Annotated in this window: 20 protein-coding genes; 14 read left to right on the top strand and 6 right to left on the bottom strand. The window is 46.8% G+C overall.

Going from position 1 to position 18941, the window contains the following annotated elements; all coding sequences use genetic code 11:
• Positions 1–2: 2 nt before the first annotated feature.
• From ACIGBN_RS14995 to ACIGBN_RS14985, 3 genes are read right to left on the bottom strand one after another with little or no spacing between them, the layout of a single operon-like run.
• Positions 3–1397 (bottom strand): DUF2868 domain-containing protein, encoded by a 1395-nt coding sequence (locus tag ACIGBN_RS14995; RefSeq protein WP_396666351.1) that lies wholly within the window; start codon positions 1395–1397, stop codon positions 3–5.
• Positions 1398–2639 carry a cytosine deaminase gene (gene codA / locus ACIGBN_RS14990; RefSeq protein ID WP_396666349.1) on the bottom strand — a complete coding sequence of 414 codons (1242 nt, stop codon included), beginning with the start codon at positions 2637–2639 and terminating at the stop codon, positions 1398–1400.
• A gap of 37 nt (positions 2640–2676) precedes the next feature.
• Positions 2677–3153: an Lrp/AsnC family transcriptional regulator gene (locus ACIGBN_RS14985; RefSeq protein ID WP_133004344.1), complete on the bottom strand. Its 477-nt coding sequence runs from the start codon at positions 3151–3153 to the stop codon at positions 2677–2679.
• Between the two features lie 134 nt (positions 3154–3287).
• Here ACIGBN_RS14985 and ACIGBN_RS14980 point away from each other — a divergent pair, with 134 nt between their 5' ends.
• The 5 genes from ACIGBN_RS14980 to ACIGBN_RS14960 all read left to right on the top strand — a co-directional run bounded on the left by ACIGBN_RS14980 (position 3288) and on the right by ACIGBN_RS14960 (position 6967).
• The gene (locus ACIGBN_RS14980) at positions 3288–4247 is read left to right on the top strand and encodes a DMT family transporter (protein ID WP_133004345.1); all 960 of its coding nucleotides are present in this window, start codon (positions 3288–3290) and stop codon (positions 4245–4247) included.
• A 314-nt stretch (positions 4248–4561) separates the two neighbouring features.
• The gene (locus ACIGBN_RS14975) at positions 4562–5227 is read left to right on the top strand and encodes a DUF2971 domain-containing protein (protein WP_165943022.1); all 666 of its coding nucleotides are present in this window, start codon (positions 4562–4564) and stop codon (positions 5225–5227) included.
• Between the two features lie 251 nt (positions 5228–5478).
• Entirely contained in the window at positions 5479–5868 is a 390-nt protein-coding gene (locus ACIGBN_RS14970; protein ID WP_396666346.1) for a type II toxin-antitoxin system RelE/ParE family toxin, read from the top strand.
• Positions 5861–6163: a DNA-binding transcriptional regulator gene (locus ACIGBN_RS14965; RefSeq protein WP_133004348.1), complete on the top strand. Its 303-nt coding sequence runs from the start codon at positions 5861–5863 to the stop codon at positions 6161–6163. Before ACIGBN_RS14970 ends, ACIGBN_RS14965 begins: the two co-directional genes overlap by 8 nt.
• Before the next feature lie 54 nt (positions 6164–6217).
• Positions 6218–6967 (top strand): hypothetical protein, encoded by a 750-nt coding sequence (locus ACIGBN_RS14960; protein ID WP_396666344.1) that lies wholly within the window; start codon positions 6218–6220, stop codon positions 6965–6967.
• A 109-nt stretch (positions 6968–7076) separates the two neighbouring features.
• Here ACIGBN_RS14960 and ettA read toward each other — a convergent pair whose 3' ends face one another.
• Together ettA and ACIGBN_RS14950 are read right to left on the bottom strand one after the other, a co-directional pair.
• Positions 7077–8738: an energy-dependent translational throttle protein EttA gene (gene ettA / locus ACIGBN_RS14955; RefSeq protein ID WP_133004349.1), complete on the bottom strand. Its 1662-nt coding sequence runs from the start codon at positions 8736–8738 to the stop codon at positions 7077–7079.
• A gap of 129 nt (positions 8739–8867) precedes the next feature.
• Positions 8868–9773: a DMT family transporter gene (locus tag ACIGBN_RS14950; protein WP_396666342.1), complete on the bottom strand. Its 906-nt coding sequence runs from the start codon at positions 9771–9773 to the stop codon at positions 8868–8870.
• Between the two features lie 284 nt (positions 9774–10057).
• Here ACIGBN_RS14950 and nrdR point away from each other — a divergent pair, with 284 nt between their 5' ends.
• From nrdR to ACIGBN_RS14905, 9 genes are all read left to right on the top strand, one after another.
• Positions 10058–10558, top strand: a complete 501-nt coding sequence (nrdR, locus tag ACIGBN_RS14945; protein ID WP_133004351.1) for a transcriptional regulator NrdR — start codon at positions 10058–10060, stop codon at positions 10556–10558.
• Positions 10555–11721, top strand: coding sequence for a bifunctional diaminohydroxyphosphoribosylaminopyrimidine deaminase/5-amino-6-(5-phosphoribosylamino)uracil reductase RibD (gene ribD / locus ACIGBN_RS14940; protein ID WP_133004352.1), 1167 nt, complete (start codon positions 10555–10557; stop codon positions 11719–11721). Before nrdR ends, ribD begins: the two co-directional genes overlap by 4 nt.
• Positions 11722–11887: 166 nt before the next feature.
• A complete protein-coding gene (ribBA, locus tag ACIGBN_RS14935) occupies positions 11888–13030 on the top strand; it encodes a bifunctional 3,4-dihydroxy-2-butanone-4-phosphate synthase/GTP cyclohydrolase II (RefSeq protein ID WP_133004353.1) in 1143 nt (380 codons plus the stop codon).
• Positions 13031–13041: 11 nt separating this feature from the next.
• On the top strand, positions 13042–13518 hold the full coding sequence (gene ribE / locus ACIGBN_RS14930) for a 6,7-dimethyl-8-ribityllumazine synthase (protein WP_133004354.1): 477 nt from the start codon (positions 13042–13044) through the stop codon (positions 13516–13518).
• Between the two features lie 8 nt (positions 13519–13526).
• Positions 13527–14027 carry a transcription antitermination factor NusB gene (gene nusB, locus ACIGBN_RS14925; protein WP_133004355.1) on the top strand — a complete coding sequence of 167 codons (501 nt, stop codon included), beginning with the start codon at positions 13527–13529 and terminating at the stop codon, positions 14025–14027.
• Positions 14028–14469: 442 nt separating this feature from the next.
• A complete protein-coding gene (locus ACIGBN_RS14920; protein WP_396666338.1) occupies positions 14470–15753 on the top strand; it encodes an MFS transporter in 1284 nt (427 codons plus the stop codon).
• A 71-nt stretch (positions 15754–15824) separates the two neighbouring features.
• Positions 15825–16121, top strand: coding sequence for a YkgJ family cysteine cluster protein (locus ACIGBN_RS14915; RefSeq protein ID WP_133004357.1), 297 nt, complete (start codon positions 15825–15827; stop codon positions 16119–16121).
• Positions 16122–16293: 172 nt separating this feature from the next.
• Positions 16294–17244, top strand: a complete 951-nt coding sequence (thiL, locus tag ACIGBN_RS14910; protein ID WP_341565225.1) for a thiamine-phosphate kinase — start codon at positions 16294–16296, stop codon at positions 17242–17244.
• Positions 17245–17305: 61 nt separating this feature from the next.
• A complete protein-coding gene (locus ACIGBN_RS14905) occupies positions 17306–17788 on the top strand; it encodes a phosphatidylglycerophosphatase A (protein WP_133004359.1) in 483 nt (160 codons plus the stop codon).
• 103 nt (positions 17789–17891) lie between these two features.
• Here ACIGBN_RS14905 and ACIGBN_RS14900 read toward each other — a convergent pair whose 3' ends face one another.
• On the bottom strand, positions 17892–18671 hold the full coding sequence (locus ACIGBN_RS14900) for an acetoin reductase (protein ID WP_396666335.1): 780 nt from the start codon (positions 18669–18671) through the stop codon (positions 17892–17894).
• Positions 18672–18941 lie beyond the last annotated feature (270 nt).

Below are 18941 nucleotides of genomic sequence, written 5' to 3'. Positions count from 1 at the left end.
AGTTACTCCTTATCATCCATTAGGCGAAAAAGACGCTCTGGATGAATGCCAGATTCCAGCCCTGTACGTTGCCAATCGGTGGCAAATGGGGCGCTCTGCCCATTCGCTATGACTAAAGAGACATCAGGGTGTGAGGTGATCGCGTTTAATAAAAAGCGCCGAGAGCCACGATCAGGGCTGTGCTCGCCATCCACCAGAATGTACATCGGCTGTGGATGAGGTGTTGCTAAAAAGGCGTGTTGTTGGCTGGCGTCATTGAGCATGGTGACAAGGCTGGCTCCGGCGAGGCAAGTTGGCGCGGCTTGGCTCCATTCAAACAATCCCCATACTTGGCTGAGAGCCTCTTGGGGAAGGACGGTTAGTCTAACTTGCTGGTGAGCATTGGACGCGCTTGTGTGGCGTTGTGTTTTTGCTTTATCGAGCGTTTCTTTATCGATTATGTGGCTATTGGCGTGTTCTTGATAGCGGCGCTCAATGGCTTGCTCTTGTGTTGTTTTGGGTAAGGTTACGCGTTTCAAGCGATACATAAGCAGGCTAATAACACCCAGTAAAAGTCGCGGCAATACGCCATACAAGATTAAGCTGGCGAGCAGTAAGCTAGCCCAGTGCTGTCTGGTGCTGGCGGATTGAGAAATGATGTCGACGCGGCTGGCAAGAATGTCGACTTGATTGGGGACTGTGATCCCCAATAAATTTGGCAGAATACTGAGTTGTTGCGTGAGCCAAAGAAACTGTTGGTCGTCTAATAGTGTGGTTTCCCAAACAAAATTGACCTGATTGGTGAGCAACAGCAGCAGGGTCATAAGAAAGCCCGCGAGTAAATAACTCAGCCAAGCAGTATGTGAAATAGTGCTTAATAGCCAACGATTAGAATGAGCAGGGCACTGCCAATGCCAAAATGCCGAACTGGTGTCCGTGTTTATATGTGAATACTTACTAATCTTTTGGTTCAGGAATATAAGGGTGCTGAGTACAATGCCTTTCGATTGGTTCGATGAACGTCCCAGCGCCAACATACCAATAAACCAGATGGCGAGATTGATTCCATGAAACCCCAGCATGACGATCAGCAACCAGAAAATATTCACCTTACCAGACGCTGAGACCGCAAAAGCAGGTGGCACAGCCAGCAAGCCTAAGACAAAGGTCAGTGCAAAAAGCAGCAACAAACCGCGCATAAAATAGCGTCTTAATTGCTCCGCTTGCGCTAGGTAACTTTTCTCTTGTGGCAAGGCGCTCAGCGATTGCAGAGCCTCTTTTAAAGTCGCTGCTTGGTTGGGTAAGCGAAACTGTGTGTTGGATTCCAACCAAGCGGCAATGGATAACTGCGCACGTTGTGAAAGACCTGTTTTTGGTGCGTTAAGTGGATCTGTTTTGTGTGGCGACGATAAAGACATTTACAAGCTGACTCGTTGAGTAACGGTGGAAGGCTGTCGTTGCATCAAAATTTTGCCATGGCGCAGATTCAATAGTACCTCACCTTGGTTACGCAGTACGCTGTAATCGTCTTCGCCGCTTAACAAAATAGCATTGGCTGGATGCCCCTCAACAATGCCGTAGTTTTTCAGCTGCATCAGTTTGGCGCTGTTGTCGGTAATAAAATCCAAAGCACGAACAAAATCGTCATAGCCCATCATTTGGCAGATATGCAGGCCGAAATCCAGCGAGCGTAACAGCTTGCCATTACCCAGCGAATACCAAGGGTCGAAGATGGAGTCTTGCGCAAGGCCGACGTTCATTCCTGCCGCGGTGAGCTCTTTAACACGGGTTAAGCCGCGGCGTTTTGGGTAGGAGTCAAAGCGACCCTGCAGATGAATGCTTTCTGTTGGACAAGAGACAAAATGAATGCCGGAATGCTTGAGCAAACGGAATAGCTTTGAACAGTAGGCGTTATCGTAAGAATGCATCGCGGTTGTGTGACTTGCCGTGACTCGATCGCCAATCCCAGCTTGCATTGCCTCGTGCGCGAGAAACTCCAAAAAGCGCGAATTTGGATCGTCGATTTCATCGCAATGCACATCCACTAAACGATCGTACTTCAGCGCTAATTGAATCAGGGTTTTAACGGACTTTTCGCCCAGCTCTCGAGTGTATTCGAAGTGCGGAATTCCACCGACAACGTCGGCACCGATTTCCATGGCTTGTGCCATTAAAGCTTCGCCATTTGGGTAAGAGTGAATGCCTTCTTGCGGGAAGGCCACCACTTGAATGTCTAATACGTCTTTTAGCTCGTCGCGCAGCTCACATAGGGTGCGCATAGCAATCAGTGAAGGGTCTGTGGTGTCGATATGAGTGCGAATGTGCTGCACGCCATTGTCGATCAATAACGCTAAGGTTTCTTTAACGCGGCGGCGAATATCCTCACGGTTGAGCATGGGCTTGCGTTGTGACCAGCGCTCGATGCCTTCAAACAAGGTGCCGCTGCGATTCCATTCTGGTTCGCCGGCGGTTAAGGCTGCATCAAGATGAATGTGAGGCTCTACAAATGGCGCGCACAACAGCTGCCCACGAGCATCAATGTCACCTTCGCTCGCGGCGAGTGACTTGTCTTGCGTGTTAATGGCAGAAAACAGACCTTTTTCGATCTCTATGGTATAGAGCTCGGTTTTTTGTCTTAAGCGTGCATTGATGATTCTCATATCCATACTCCATTATGCTGACGGTATTTTATTCAGACTATGCCTTTGTTTTACCTGATGCTTTTGTTAAAGGCAAAGGTGCTGCGGTTTTCACCGTGCGAATGGCGAAATGGCTTTGAATGTCTTTTACGTGAGGCAAGTATTGTAGTTTTTTTAGAATGCGCTCGTAGTCTTGTAGATCAACCGCCACGACTTCCAAACGGTAATCCGCGCTGCCAGAAACAAGGTGGGCACTGATGATGTCGCTGACCTCTAAAATCGCATTTTCAAAAGCGATGTGTTTGTCGTCTGTGTGGCTTTTTAAGCGCACTTCAACAAATACCGTCATTGAAAATCCGGCTTTTTGGCGATCAATACGAGCGTGATAGCCCTCGATGACGCCCGCGTCTTCTAATTGCTTAACGCGACGTAAACAAGGGGACGGCGAGAGGTGGATTTCTTCTGCTAACGCCACATTGGTTAGGCGGCCATCGGATTGAAGATGAGACAGGATTTCAAGATCGGTTTTGTCCATATTGGCATACTTCATATTTTATAGATTGTATTAGGGTGTTATATGCTAAAAAGTAGCCTTTTATAAGGGGTAATAGCAAGGACATGCTCACGGTTCTGCACAGATAATGGCGTATCGATTTCCGTGAGGTGGCTATGTCACAAATATACCTAGAAAAGTCTCAACAAACCGTGGCGGCCGAGCCTCCAAAATACAAACAATACGCGACCGGGTGGGGTTTTCGCCTTGGCTTATTAGCGGCCTTGGTGAGCATTTTGATTTGGGCATCTTGGTTGGTCAGTATGCGTGCTGGCATGACCAATTCATTAACCGCCTTTGACCTGGGCATATTGCGTTTTTCGCCACCGGCATTGCTGTTGTGGCCGATTCTTTGGCGCGCTCGCGGGCAAGTAAAAGCGGTATCGCCGCTGCTGTTATTAGGCATTATTTGTGGTGCCGGATTACCATTTTTCTATTTAAGCGCCACAGGGCTAAAGTACGCACCAGCGTCCCATGCCGGTTTATTGATCCTCGGCGCCTATCCGTTTTTTGTCACCTTGTTGGCGGTGCTTTTTTATCAAGAGAAGGTCAGCCCTGCGCGTAAAATTGGCTTGAGTTTTGTGTGTGCAGGCGTCGTGGTATTAATGGTTTTATCATTGTTTACCGCACCAGCAGGCACCTGGATAGGGGATTTAATGTTGCTGGGCGCCAGTGTTTTCTGGGCTATATATACCGTAAGCCTTCGCATTGCTGGTTTGCCACCCTTAGTGTCCACCGCGTTAATGGGATTATCGTCCACCGTGATTCTCTTGTTTATGTACGCCACAGGAATGGTGTCTAGCGGATTGGCAGATGCTTCGTGGGATATGTTAGCAGGACAGATACTGGTGCAAAGTTTGCTGGTGGGATTGCTGACTGGTTTTACCTATGGGTATGCCATTCATAAGTTGGGGGCCGAAAACATGGCGGCCATCGGTGCCTTTACGCCTGTTCTCGCTGCGCTTATTGCCATTCCAGTATTAGGCGAGGCCATTACCAGCTACGCTATTGTTGGCTTAGTTCTTGTGAGCGTCGGCGTGCTTATCGCCAGTGGCATCTTGAAAAAACGGCCGTGATCAAACCGCCACTATTACGACTCTATGACCGGTAGGCTGGTTAAAGCAATGTCTATCGGGAGGAAATAACTCTGCGTAAATTTGATGCCTTACTGGTATTTATGGTTTCATCCTAGGGTAGGTCAAGGCTTTAAGGCTCATCAACAAACGGTCGCCAGCGTTTTCTACACCATGCTTAAATGCTAGCGACAAGCGCGTTAACAATGGGGGCAAGGCGAATGCCCTCAAGATGTTGTGCTGAAAATACTGTCATTGGCTGAAAAAGACATTGCTGTGATGGCCGAGCTCGTCAAAAGTTATCGATGGAGTATTGGATGAATCTATATAAGTTTCAAACGATCAATAACCTTTCGTTAGAAGGGTTAATCAAACATAGCCTATATTTTGCCAGAACTGATCAGTTAAATGACCCAACAGAAGGCATGTTTGCTTTAGAGGGGCACAGTAAAGATTTAAAAAAATTTGGCATTCTTAGTATGACGAAAGGGGAGCCTTCTCAAATAGAAAACTCCCCTTTTATGTGGGCGCATTACGGCAATGAATTAAAAGGTTTCTGTTTGGTGTTTGGCTTCGACAGCTTTGTTTCAAGTATAGAGAGTGCCGTTTTATTCAATGGAGATGTGCATTATCAATCGGGTAGAACCTTGTTAGATCCCTTGTCTAGCGACCAAGGGCCAGAGCCGCTATCCGGTGTTGATCATGAGGTTTTGCGCGACAAAAACATGTATCGAAACCTCTTTTTCCAAAAGCCGAAAGAATTTGAGAATGAAAGGGAATATCGTTTTATAACGGAAAAATCCGACTCTCTGCAATATGATAAGAAGTCCTTGTCTAAAATCATCATCGGCGAGCGGATGGAGAGCTGCGATGAAACCGTCTTACTGAGCGTGCTAGGAAACTTAGGGCTGTTAAACAAAGTAGAATACGCGTTCGTACAAAAAGACAGTTTTAAGATCCAGATCGGAAAATTCTTCCTCTAACCCCCTCAAAAATCGATAAAACCACCCTCTTTATGTCTTAAAAAGCCGCTCCCATTTCTGAAGGCGGCTTCTCATTTCTAACCCTACACGATCGCACTGCGTTGCAAACGCATAACTTGAGCCATAGCGATCGGCTTTTAAGGTGCTTAGTTGAAGTGTCTAAAAGAGTGCTACAGTGAAATAGATGGCAAGATAAAACAAACACAGGATGTGTAGAGTATTGTTGAAATACTACCCAAGGAGGGTATACTTTGATTTATAAGACAAGAGCGTTTTGTTCTTTAACTAAGAAAAAAGGCATGTCTGATGCAGATTTGATTCAGGCATGTGACGAAATAAAGCGAGGTTTGATCGATGCGGACTTGGGCGGATCGCTTTATAAAAAGAGAGTTGCGTCAGGAAACAAAGGTAAGAGTGGAGGCTTTCGTACTCTGATTGGTGCGGTTATTGATGAGAAGTACTTCTTCTTATATGCATTTGCTAAGAATCAACGAGCAAATATTTCTCATCAAGAAAAACTCGCACTTAGAGAGTTGGCTCAAACTTTTATTTCTTTCGATTCGGAAGAGATAGATCGCCTGATCTTGTCTGGTGAATTAACGACAGTCGGTGCTAGTGGGAAAGGAGAGGGTCATGAGTGATATTTTAACATCTGTACATAAAACGGCCAAAGGGCTAAGCAAAGCTGGTGTGATAGACAAAACGACTATGCGTAAGTTTGATGCATTGTGCCTCACGTCTATCCATGAATTTACGCCTGAGAAAGTTCGTCAACTGCGACTGGCTAACAACCTCTCCCAACCTGTTTTTGCTCAATACCTAAACGTCAGCGATAAACTTGTCAAAAAATGGGAACAAGGCGAAAGCAAGCCTAGAGGCGCTGCACTTAAAATGCTGTCGCTGGCTGAGAAAAATGGAATCGAAGCGATCGCTTGATACTAGCTTGCTTATTATGAAATCAAAGAGAGCTGTGATAAGGATAATCAAAGAATGAAAAAGGAACGTCCACAGAAAGGCAACCCACATAAATTGACATGGAAGCAGCATATTTTTCCAGCAGCGAGTATTGAGCGGTTTTTAGATGTTAAAGGAAATGTAGAAGTTAAAAGGATAGGAGCTAAGCAAAGCTTTACAGCCAAATCTGACAATAAAATATTTTGCGCTGATTTTGTATGGGATCATGGATCAGAATCTGGCTTTATGAAGAAAATTGAAGATCAGTTTCAGGCACTTATAAGTGATGTGTTGAATGACAAAATTTTTCGGTTTTCAGATGCTCAAAATGAAATAATTACTAAAATGCATATTCTTTGCTGTTTACGTTTTGAACGTAATAAAATCCCGATTCCTAGCCAAAAACTTAATGGTGTTGAGCCAGAATATTTTACTCTAGATGAAAGAGAAATACTGGAAAAAAAAGGGTATATATATGTAGATTCAAATTCTTGCGTATCAAGCCGAATCTTAACCGGCGAAAAAATACTGTATGAATTTGATCAGGTTTGTAGACAATGTGAACACGTTTACTGGGGTGTTCTATCTGCTACAGGTGGAGAGTTTATTATCCCTGATAATTTTATAAAGCATAGGTACTTACCTTTAACTCCTACAATGATATTAGCAGCGAACCAAGTAAGTAGATCTATTGGAATTACAGAGGTGGAAAAAATAAACCGTGATGCAATTCAGCTGTCTGATACTTATTTTTTTGCACGAAAATTATCTGCTGCCCACTGCTGAAACCGTTATTTGTCCTTATTCATAATGAACTTTTGAAAATAAAAAGCCGCTCCCATCCCTGAAAGCGGCTTCTCATTTCTGATTTACCAATCCTATTAAATAGAATTAATTACGCATCAATACGTTTGTATTTGATACGGGTTGGTGTCGCGTCGTTACCGGTACGTTGTTTGTAGTCGGCTTCGTATTCTGCGTAGTTCCCTTCGAAGAAGACGGCTTTAGAGTCACCTTCGTACGCTAGGATGTGTGTGGCGATACGGTCAAGGAACCAACGGTCGTGGGAAATAACAATCGCGGCGCCTGGGAAGGCCAATAGCGCGTCTTCCAGTGCACGTAAGGTTTCTACGTCAAGGTCGTTGGTCGGCTCATCCAGTAGCAATACGTTGCCGCCTTCTTTAAGCAATTTCGCAAGGTGCAAACGGTTACGCTCACCACCAGACAGATGCTTAACCAATTTTTGTTGATCAGACCCTTTGAAGTTAAAGCGACCAATGTAAGCACGAGACGGCACCTTGTAGTTGTGAACCGTGATCATGTCTTGGCCGTCAGCGATTTCTTCAAAGACGGTTTTGTCACCGTCCAATTCACGCATTTGGTCTACGTAAGCAAGCTGTACGGTTTCGCCTATGGTGACTGTGCCTGTGTCGGGTTGTTCGATGCCTGCGATCATTTTGAACAGCGTCGATTTACCCGCACCGTTACCACCAACAACACCAACGATCGCGCCTTGCGGTACCACCATGTTGAAGTCTTCTAGTAGCATCTTGTGTTCGAAGCTTTTGCTAACGCCTTCGATTTCGATGACTTTAGAGCCAAGACGTGGTCCTGGTGGAATGTACAATTCGTTGGTTTCGTTACGATCTTGGAACTCTTGAGAGTTCATTTCTTCGAAGCGAGCCAAACGTGCTTTGGATTTAGACTGACGACCTTTGGCGTTCTGGCGAACCCACTCAAGTTCCGATTTAATGGCTTTTTGGTGAGAGGCTTGTTGCTTCGCTTCGCTGGCCAATCGAGCGTCTTTTTGCTCCAACCAAGACGAGTAGTTGCCTTCGTATGGAATACCGTGACCACGGTCAAGTTCCAGAATCCAGCCCGCTGCGTTGTCTAGGAAGTAACGGTCATGGGTAATCGCCACAACGGTACCTGGGTAGTCTTTCAAGAAACGCTCTAGCCAAGCCACGGATTCTGCATCCAAATGGTTGGTAGGCTCGTCGAGAAGGATCATGTCTGGCTTGTTTAGCAATAGACGACAAAGGGCAACACGGCGACGTTCACCACCAGAAAGGTGCTCTACTTTCGCGTCCCAGTGCGGCAAGCGAAGGGCGTCGGCGGCAACTTCAAGCGCGCGCTCTAGGTTGTGGCCTTCTTTTGCTTCGATCAAGGCTTCAAGTTGGCCTTGCTCTTTTGCTAGTGCATCGAAGTCAGCGTCTGGCTCTGCGTATTCCGCGTAAACGGCATCCAAGCGGGCCATCGCTTCAATAACGTCAGTAAAGGCTTCTTCAACAATGCCACGGACGTTCTTTTCTGGATCAAGATGAGGTTCTTGCTCCAAGTAGCCAATTTTGATGCCCGGCATTGGGCGAGCTTCACCGTTATGTTCAGTGTCTACGCCTGCCATGATGCGAAGCAGTGTGGATTTACCAGAACCGTTAAGACCCAATACACCAATCTTGGCGCCAGGGAAGAAAGAAAGAGAGATGTCTTTAAGAATCTCGCGTTTAGGAGGTACGACTTTCCCTACGCGGTTCATGCTGTAAACAAACTGAGCCATAAGCGAGTAATAATCCTGAAATAGATGAATGAATATACGAAACACGCCTCGTTTTTACGGCGATTTTTTAACCGTTAAAAACCAGGGGTGCTGATAAAACAAAGTGCGCTAAGGATAGCACAGCTGACCCTAATGCAGAATAATTAGAGAGGCTCCTATAACAACTAAAATTGCCCCTAACCAAGCACCAAAAGAAGGTATTTGTCGGGTCGTTATCCAAAGCCCCGGCAAGATCAGCACGGGCACTGTGGCAGATAACGTGGTCACGAGCCCCACGTCAGCATGGCCGATCCCCCAAACCAAAACACTCATGCCGATGACCATGCCAACAATCGCGATCGTCATTAAGCCCAGCGCATCTTTGTACGTCAGTTGTTGAAAAGAAAGCGCCGTCGCCGGTAAGTGATGACGGTAGTAAAGGCCGTAAGCAAGCGCCAGAGCAATGGCGCCAGTGGAAACGCGGAGTGCTGAGACGGCAATCGGGTCTGCGCCATCCAACAGTGCGGGTTTGCTGAGCAAGGCGCCACTGGCTTGGCCTAAGGCGCCACCTAATGCCATCAAGATGCCCACACTCAAACGACCTTTGGTCTGTTCCCAGTCATGGCTTTGAGTACGTCTGCCGAACAGGATAGCAATGACGACACCGGTGAGTACTAAACCACAAGCGAAGAGTTGCCATAGGGTCAGTGTTTCATTTAAAAACAACCAGCTTAGTAAAATCGAGATAGGAGCGTTGGTCGCAAACAAGATGCCCGCGCGTCTAGGGCCAAGCCGGTGAACCGCGCTGAATAAGCAGGTGTCACCCAAGAAAATGCCTAATATGCCCGACAACATAACGCTGTTTTTATGTTCCCACAAAGAAGGGTCAAAGCGCTGGGTGAGGAGGCTAATAGAGAGCAAAATAGTACTGGCGGTAAGGATTCGAAAGGTGTTGAATCGCATGGTGCCAAAGCGGCCAATCAATCTAGGGGCCATTAAACTAGAGATGGTCCAGCACAGTGCTGCGACGAGCCCAGATAATTCCGCGAAAGGCATGTCATGTCCTTATTAAAATGCTTATGAGAGGCTTTGTTAAGCGCCTTTATTGTATTTATCGCATTGTACAAAGGTCTCAGTTTATAAATCCAATGCTTCTTAATTAAAGTACTCATTGGAGGCTAAGCCAGCATTGCGAGAGCCATGACCCAAATCACTGTATGGGGGAATGCTTGTGTGTCGTTTGGTAGCTATATTAAAGTGAGGTTGGTATTATTCTGGTTAGAAAATAGAGCCGTTCAGGCGGCTTTTTCATCCTTTTTTACAGTCATTCTGGAAACGCCATGCGATGTCCATTTTGCGGAACGCAAGATACCAAAGTTGTAGATTCCCGCCTAGTCTCAGAAGGTTCTCAAGTGCGCCGTCGACGTGCTTGTAGCCATTGTCAGGAGCGCTTTACTACGTTTGAAGTGGCCGAGTTACAGATGCCCAAATTAATTAAAAGCGATGGTAGCCGAGAGCTTTTTGACGAAGAAAAATTACGCAGTGGTATTTTAAAAGCCATTGAAAAGCGTCCAGTGAGTATTGAAGCAGTAGAAACCGCCATTACTCGGATCATGGAAAAAATGCAGGCAACAGGGGAGCGCGAGTTACCATCGCGTTGGACCGGTGAGGCGGTGATGGACGAATTACAGCGTCTTGATCAAGTGGCCTACGTTCGTTTTGCTTCCGTGTACCGAAGCTTTAAAGACATTAGTGAATTCCGCGATGCTATTGATCATCTAGAAAGCAACAACGACGACGATCAACCATCCCCTGTATTGAAAGAAGAGAAGAAATCATGACCTATAACCACGAATATTGGATGGCGAAAGCGCTGCAACTGGCCCGTAAAGGTCTGTACTCCACGCACCCAAACCCAAGGGTGGGTTGTGTTCTGGTGAAAGATGATGAGTTGATTGGCGAGGGCTACCATATTCGCTCTGGTGAAGGTCATGCCGAAGTGAATGCGATTGCGAATGCCACACAAGACGTGGCTGGTGCGACGGCGTATGTGACGCTAGAGCCATGTAGCCATCAAGGCAAAACGCCACCCTGTGCCGACGCCTTGGTGAAAGCCGGTGTGGCACGCGTGGTTTTCGGCATGCAAGACCCTAACCCTGCGGTGTCAGGAAAAGGGCTGACTAAACTAAACAAAGCAGGCATTGACGTCATAGGACCCGTGTTAGAAGCACAATGCGAAGCATTGAATCCAGGCTTTGTTAAACGTATGCGTGAAGGCTTGCCTTTTATTCGAGTGAAATTGGCCATGAGCGTCGATGGTCGCACCGCGATGGAATCCGGTGAAAGCCAATGGATTACCGGCGCGGAGGCTCGTCAAGATGTACAGCGCTTACGAGCACAAAGCGATGCGGTTATTACCGGTATTGGCACTGTCTTGGCTGATAACCCAAGCATGACGGTACGTATTAATGAGGCTGATCAGGCGATTGAAGCAAAACGGGTTCGCCAGCCGCTACGTGTTGTGATGGACACGGCCTTGTCGATTCTTCCAGAAGCCAAAATTCTCTACCCAACGAAGCAAGCCTGTGTGTTTGTGTTGGAAGATGAAGTGGAATCTGAGCACTTGGATGTCTTACAAGAGAAAGGCGTGAATGTGCGTTTTGCGCCCCGTGGTGATGACGGTCGTTTGGATCTGCTAGATGCCATGGAACAATTGGCCGACGCGGGCATTAATGAAGTGCTGGTGGAAACCGGTGCTGAGCTTGCTGGTGGCTTTTTACAAGCCGGTTTGGTCGATGAAATAGTGGTTTACATGGCGCCTAAATTGCTGGGGTCAACCGCTCGACCTATGTTTCAACTACCATTAGATAAGATGGATGAAGCGCTGAATTTAGAATTAACCTCAGTGCGTCAAGTAGGCCAAGATTTGCGTTTGGTCTATGTGCCTCAATATTTAGAATTTGAAGAAGATGACAGCGACTTAGACGAAGCACCTCAAGAGTAAGCTGGCCAGTTTTCGACGATAAGCACGATGAAGCAAAGAAAAGACTCGCTGAATCCGTGGGGCTTTTTTATCAGAACAAGGGTTTATTGGGCGTCTCCATTAGGTCACGCCTTGGCGTATTTTAAAATACATACAACGACAACCATGAATAAGAAGTGAGAAAAACATGGCGTTAAATAGTGTAGATGAAATTTTAGCCGATTTCCGTCAGGGTAAAATGGTTATTTTGATGGACGATGAAGACCGCGAAAATGAAGGCGATTTGATCGTTGCAGCAGAATGCATTACTCCAGAAATCATTAACTTTATGGCGGTTCATGCCCGTGGCCTGATCTGCTTAACGCTGACTCCGCAGCGTTGCCAACAGCTGAATTTACCCTTGATGGTGAATGACAACGGCACGGTTTATGCGACCAACTTTACCCTCTCGATAGAAGCGGCAGAAGGCGTCACGACAGGGATTTCTGCGGCAGACCGAGCCTTGACGGTTAAGCGTGCCGTGATGGCGAACGCGAAACCCTCTGATATTGTTCAGCCAGGTCATGTGTTCCCATTAATGGCACGTGCTGGTGGTGTATTAAGCCGTGCAGGACACACCGAAGCAGGCTGTGATTTGGCTCGTATGGCAGGCTATGAAGGGGCTTCTGTGATCGTTGAAATAATCAATGATGATGGAACTATGGCGCGTCGACCAGATTTAGAGAAGTTTGCCGAGAAACACGGCATAAAAATTGGTACAATTGCCGACCTGATACATTATCGTACGCTGAATGAGACCACAGTGGTTCGTGAAAACGAGCGTACCGTGCAAACTGAAGCGGGCGAATTCAACCTAATTACCTATCGTGATACCGTTCAAGGCTTATCGCATCTTGCTTTTGTGAAAGGTGAGATTAAAGATGATGAGCCGAGTTTAGTGCGTGTTCATGTGGCCGATCCTGCGCGTGATTTCGCAGGCATTATTTGTGAATCAGACGAACCACGTTGGTCGATGAGCAAATCACTTGAATACATAGGTAACGCTGGGCAAGGTGTGGTTGTGTTGATCGACAGCCCAGAGAAAACGAATGATTTAGCGAGCAGCTTCGAAGCGTCGTTATCTCCTCCAGCTGGAAAAGGACCAGATAAAAGTGGTTCTGGTACCTATTTGACAGTCGGCACAGGGTCACAAATTTTGCGAGACCTTGGTATTCGTAAAATGCGTTTATTAAGCTCACCGAAGAAATTTTCGGTGACGGGCTTCGATTTAGAAGCGGTTGAATTTATTCCTTATCCGGGTGCAGACAATGCAGCCGTGAAACAAGATTAAGAGAGATGATAATGAACGATATTACTACTTACGAAGGTAACTTCTCAGCACCAGGAGCGAAATTTGCGCTTGTCGTTGGTCGCTTTAACAGCTACATCGTTGAAAGTTTATTAGAAGGTGCTGTGGACACATTAGTGCGTCACGGTATTCGCAAAGAAGATTTAACCATTGTTCGTGCACCTGGTGCATTTGAAATTCCAGTGGTGGTAAAAAAAGTGGCTGACCAAGGAAAGCACGATGCCATTATCGCATTAGGTGCGGTCATTCGTGGTGGTACGCCACATTTTGAATATGTGGCTGGTGAGTGTGTGAAAGGCCTTGGCCAATTAGCGCTACAATATGGTATTCCGGTATCTTTCGGCGTGTTGACCGTAGATACCATTGAGCAGGCGATTGAGCGTGCGGGCACAAAAGCGGGTAACAAAGGGTCAGAAGCAGCAATTTCTGCCCTAGAAACCGTGGCTGTCCTACGTAGTCTGGATAACTGAGGCAGAAAATGAGCGAAGTGGAAACAACAAACGACCAAAACCCAGCACCGAAACGTAAGGCGAAAAAACCTTCACGTTCTCAAATGCGCAGTGCTTCTCGTCGTTTGGCATTACAGGCGATTTACCAATGGCAGATGAATCATTCCGCTGTCAGTGAGATCGAAACACAGTTCACCCTAGACCAAGACATGAGCGATTGTGATAAGGCCTACTTCCGTGAATTGTTGCAGGGCGTGACTAGCCGTGCGAAAAAACTAGATGATTTGTTTGAAGAGCTGCTAGACCGTTCTTTGAGCGAACTAGACTCTATTGAGCTTGCCGTGATGCGCATCGGTGCGTTTGAGTTATCTGAGCGTTTGGATGTTCCATATCGTGTTGTTATCAACGAAGGCGTTGAGCTGGCGAAAGGATTTGGCGCGACAGAAAGCCACAAATACGTAAATGGTATTCTTGATAAGCTTGCCCAGCGTGTTCGTCGCGAAGAAATTGCCGCACGTCGTAATAGCTAAAATATCGTCTTATGGTCATGGTGGGCGTGGGTAATAATACGATCGCCTTGCCCGTTTTGATGCTGTATGAGCGATGTGAGTCAATAAGATAACGCCATTATAAAATGGCAAATAGCCCCCGCAGGATGACTGAAAAGTGATCGTGCGAGGGCTTTTTTATGGCCAACACTTGCCTTAGGGATAAGCGGTAAAATAAGGCGTCCATAACGGGCTCTCTTAACGTCTTGGATGGCGTTAATAGATAAGATAATGGCGGTGTGAGTCGATGTGCTTTTAGATGTGGGTTATAGACTGAAAAATGCCACCTTCACTAGGATAAATGGTCTTTTGACGTCCCCTTAGTGGTTGCATCGACGGTGATAGATTACGTTTTTAGCCTGCTCACCAGGAGCTAAAGACGAGCCATTGTTTATAAATCAAATGCGTGTTGATAGGGATGTTTATGGTTCAAGTCTTATTGCGGGTCTGGGCTTTGTTGCTGGGTATTGTCCTGATTATGTTGGGCAATGGTATGCAATTCACGCTCATTGGATTGCGTGGCGGAATCGAAGGCTTCTCAGCAGCGGAGCTGGCGATCATCACCTCTGGCTATTATATGGGCTTTTTATTAGGCGCCCGTTTTTCACCTTTATTGATCCTTCGTGTTGGGCATGTACGAGTGTTTGCGGCGCTTGGCAGCTTTATGTCCGCCGGTGTGATTGCTTTGCCGTTGCTCGCAGAGCCTTGGGCTTGGACGATATTGCGTTTGCTGTTGGGGTTTTGTATGTCGGGTATTTATGTGGTGGCAGAGAGCTGGTTGAACGCCGCCGCGAGTAATGACACACGAGGTAAGGTGCTGTCAGCTTACATGATTGCCCAAACGCTTGGTGTTATCGGTGCTCAAGGATTATTAGGCTTTGGTGATGCGAGCAATTCTGCACTCTTTATTGGTGCTTCTATATTGGTGTCTATTTCTTTTGCGCCGATTCTGTTATCGGTCACATCGGTGCCGGTTGTGGAAGTAACCAAGCCAATGTCTTTAGCTACGCTCTTTGCTGGATCCCCATTAGGGACGGTAGGTATTTTTCTGTTGGGTGGAGCGTATGCGGTGCAAACAGGGATGGGGGCCGTTTTTGGTAGCCAAATTGGTATGACGGCGAACAATATTGCTCTGTTTGTGGCTGTCTTGTTTGTCGGCGCGCTTATTCTCCAATACCCCATAGGATGGCTGTCTGATCGGGTGGATCGGAGTAAGTTAATCTTTGGTTTGTCGTGTGTTGGCGGCATTTTTTGTGTGATGGGCTGGTATTTTGGCGATGTTTTTTGGGTGCTAATGGTCACCGCTTTCTTTTCTGGTGGGGTGACTGTGCCGCTTTATTCGCTGTTTCTTGCATACACAAATGACTCCTTATCCACCGATGATATGCCAGCAGCGTCAGGCGGTTTGGTGTTTACCTTTGGGTTGGGTGCCATCGGCGGGCCTCTCGTTAGTGGTTGGATGATGCAAACGTTTGGCCCCTTTGTGTTCTGGTTGGTGCTGGCGGTGACCTTTGCCGCCATCGCTTGTTATGCCTTGTATTGCATGACGCAACAAGGGGTTGTGGTGCCCGTCGAAGAAACCGACAGTTATTTGGGCGTGTTACCAACAGCGACGGCGGTCGCAGTAGAAGCGGCTGGGGAGTGGGCGGTTGAGCACAGTGAAGCCGAAGCTGAAGCTGAAAAAGAAGAGCGTGATCAAGACGGTTAGCATCAGAGTGTTAGATAAATTGCTGACGTTTTGCAGTATTATAGGGCGACTTATATTAACGATAGATAGCAATGACCATTCCGATTAAAAATGTCACCGTCCCTGAAGTCTCGTGCTCCAATTGCGAGGCCTGTTGCTGTCGTCTAGAAGTGATGATCATTACCGATACTGGCGTTCCTGAAAAACACATTTCTGTGGATGAATGGGGCGCTGAAACCATGCTGCGTTTAGACGATGGTTGGTGTTCGGCGGTCGACCGTGAAACCTTAATGTGTACCATCTATGAAAATCGTCCTTGGATCTGCCGAGAATTCGAGATGGGTTCCTATGAGTGTTTGGATGAAAGGGCTGAGATTTTAGGTCGTTAACGCCGAATCAAAGTAACGATCCACAACCTGCTTTGCGCGTTTTCGAGTCGCAGCTGTCGCGCCAATGGGGTATCCTCTTTACGGATCAATGGCAGCCTCTATAAAGATCAGTATGAAGCAGATATGGGGCTGTCATTAAGGCATTACGTCGTATCAGAAAAAGGGCATTCTATTGAAAGAATTTGAGTTAATACAAAACATCTTTCAAGCGTCAATGATGGCCAACACACAGGGTCGTGACGATATTCTAGTTGGCATTGGAGATGATTGTGCTCAGGTGGCTGTGCCCTTGGGACAAAGCTTGGTTTTTTCCATGGATACCTTGGTGGAAGGGCGTCATTTTCCAATCGACGCGGACCCGGTGGATATTGGTTATCGGGCCGTGGCAACGTGTGTAAGTGATTTGGCGGCGATGGGCGCGAAACCTGCGTTCTTTACGCTGGCATTGACGATACCGGAATCAGACCCACAATGGCTCGCAGGGCTTGCGCAAGGCATGGCCGAATTGGCGGAGCCGATTGGCTTGATTCTCGTCGGTGGAGACACCACCAAAGGCCCATTAACTCTGACTCTACAGGTTCATGGCTACGTAGAAGCCGATCAGGTGCCGTTGCGTTCCCATGCCAAGGTGGGCGATGACATTTATGTGACTGGATTACTGGGCGATGCCTCCGCTGCTGTCCCTATTGTGACGGGTGAGGTGCAAGTCTCCAGTGAGCGTTTTGATTACTTTTATGATCGCTTTTGGCGCCCTACGCCGCGTCTTATTGCCGGTATGGCATTGAAGAGAGTCGTGCACGCCATGATGGATATTTCCGATGGACTGGCGCAAGACCTTCAGCACATCGCCAAAGCCTCTAACGTTGGGGTCATGCTTGATGCTCACGCGTTGCCTATTTCTGATATCTTGTGTCAGTGGCAACCAGACGCCGCGATTGCGTTGGCCTTAACGGGCGGCGACGATTATGAACTTTGCTTTACCGCTGCTCCTGAAATGGCTGAAGAAATTGCCTTGATCACACAAACGCTGCATTTGCCTTGTACTAAAGTGGGGCGCATTGTGGAATCTGGCTTTGAAATCGATGGTTATCATGGCGAGCGTCACGGCTGGCAACATTTTTAAAGACTTGATAGCGATGGTTATCAACTTTGTATTTAGATTTTAATAAACACGGAAAAGATTCATGGCTCATCCTGTTCCTCGTTCAATTTGGCGTAATCCCATTCATTTTTTGGCGTTTGGCTTAGGGTCTGGCGCTGCGCCAAAAGCCCCAGGCACATTTGGTACTTTGGCTGCGGTCATTCCATTCTTTTTTGTTCTGCAACATCTGACGGATCAAGCGTATTTAGTAATGCTGATCGTCACCTCTTTAGTCGGCATTTACTTGTGCCACAAAACGGCCAAAGACCTCGGCGTGCATGATCACTCTGGTATCGTTTGGGATGAATTTGTCGGTTACTGGATTACCATGTGGCTAGCACCAGCAGGTTGGTTTTATATTGTGCTGGGCTTTGTGCTATTTCGCTTATTTGATATTTTGAAACCTTGGCCGATTTCTTGGTTGGACAAAAATGTTCATGGTGGTTTCGGTATTATGGTGGACGATATTCTAGCGGGCGTGATGTCATTCGTTGTGCTGCAAGCCTTGGTACACTTTGTTTTTTAGTGCCTAGAAACCTGCTGTTTCTTTGTTATGGTTAGATTTAAAAGCCACCATTCGCTAAGCGTATGGTGGCTTTTTAATGTTGTCTTTTTTGTTTGCTAAACGATTAGCGATAGACCATGCCGCCATCGATTAATGGGGCTTGCCCTGTCATATAATCCGAGTCTGGGCCGGCAAGATACGCGACAAAGTTAGCGACATCTTCAGGTGTTTGCGCCCGTCCAAGCGCAATCCCTTCAACATATTTTTTGTAGGTTTCACCTTCGGGAACACCAGTAATTTCGGAAAAACGCTTATCAATCTCAACCCACATATCTGTCCCTACGACACCTGGGCAATACGCATTGACGGTAATGCCTTGGCTTGCGTACTCTTGCGCAGCGGCTTGGGTTAACGCACGTACGGCAAATTTTGTTGCTGAGTACACGCCGAGCAAGGCAAAACCATTATGACCAGCAATGGAAGAGGCGTTGATTATTTTGCCTTTCTGCTTGCGCTCTATGAACTTTTTCGCCGCCGCTTGAATCCCCCAAAGCGTACCTCCAACGTTTACTTGTTGGATTTTTTCAAACTCTTCTGGGGTGACGTCTGTAATGGCTTGAACCTGTGCAATGCCAGCGTTGTTTACCATGATATCAAAGCCATCTAAGACTTTTTCAGCGTGATCGACTGCCGCATAAACTTGTTTTTGGTCACTTATATCCGCTGTAAAAATGGCTGTCTTACGACCTAATGCTTCTATTTTTCGTGCCACCGCTAGAATTTTTTCTTCGTTTAAATCAACCAACGCAATATCCGCACCTTCCTTTGCTAGGCGAAGTGCAATAGCTCGTCCAATGCCCTGTCCTGCACCTGTTACAAGTGCGACCTTACCGTGTAATGACATAACTGACTCCTTGTGGGTATGATTCAGGCAATATTGCTTGTGAGAAGGCTGTTTGTTTTATAAGCCATCCGTTGGATTTGAGTTTACAGCTCTTATAGAGGGTGGGATTAGATGCAGATCAATAAATGAACAGATTGTCAGGTAAGTTTTAATGGCGCTACTCAACGTATGGGTTAGAGCCTGAGGTATCCCCACGAATTTGATATAAATAACAATTAGTTAACGCAAGAAGGGAACGTTCATGGCCCTTGGTGATCAATAATTTCGCCA

Origin of the sequence: Marinomonas sp. NPDC078689 (assembly GCF_044542435.1) — a bacterium.
In the GTDB taxonomy this organism is placed as follows: Bacteria; Pseudomonadota; Gammaproteobacteria; order Pseudomonadales; family Marinomonadaceae; genus Marinomonas; species Marinomonas arenicola.
Note: the sequence above shows the minus strand (reverse complement) of the source record. Positions and strands in the feature narration are given on the sequence as shown.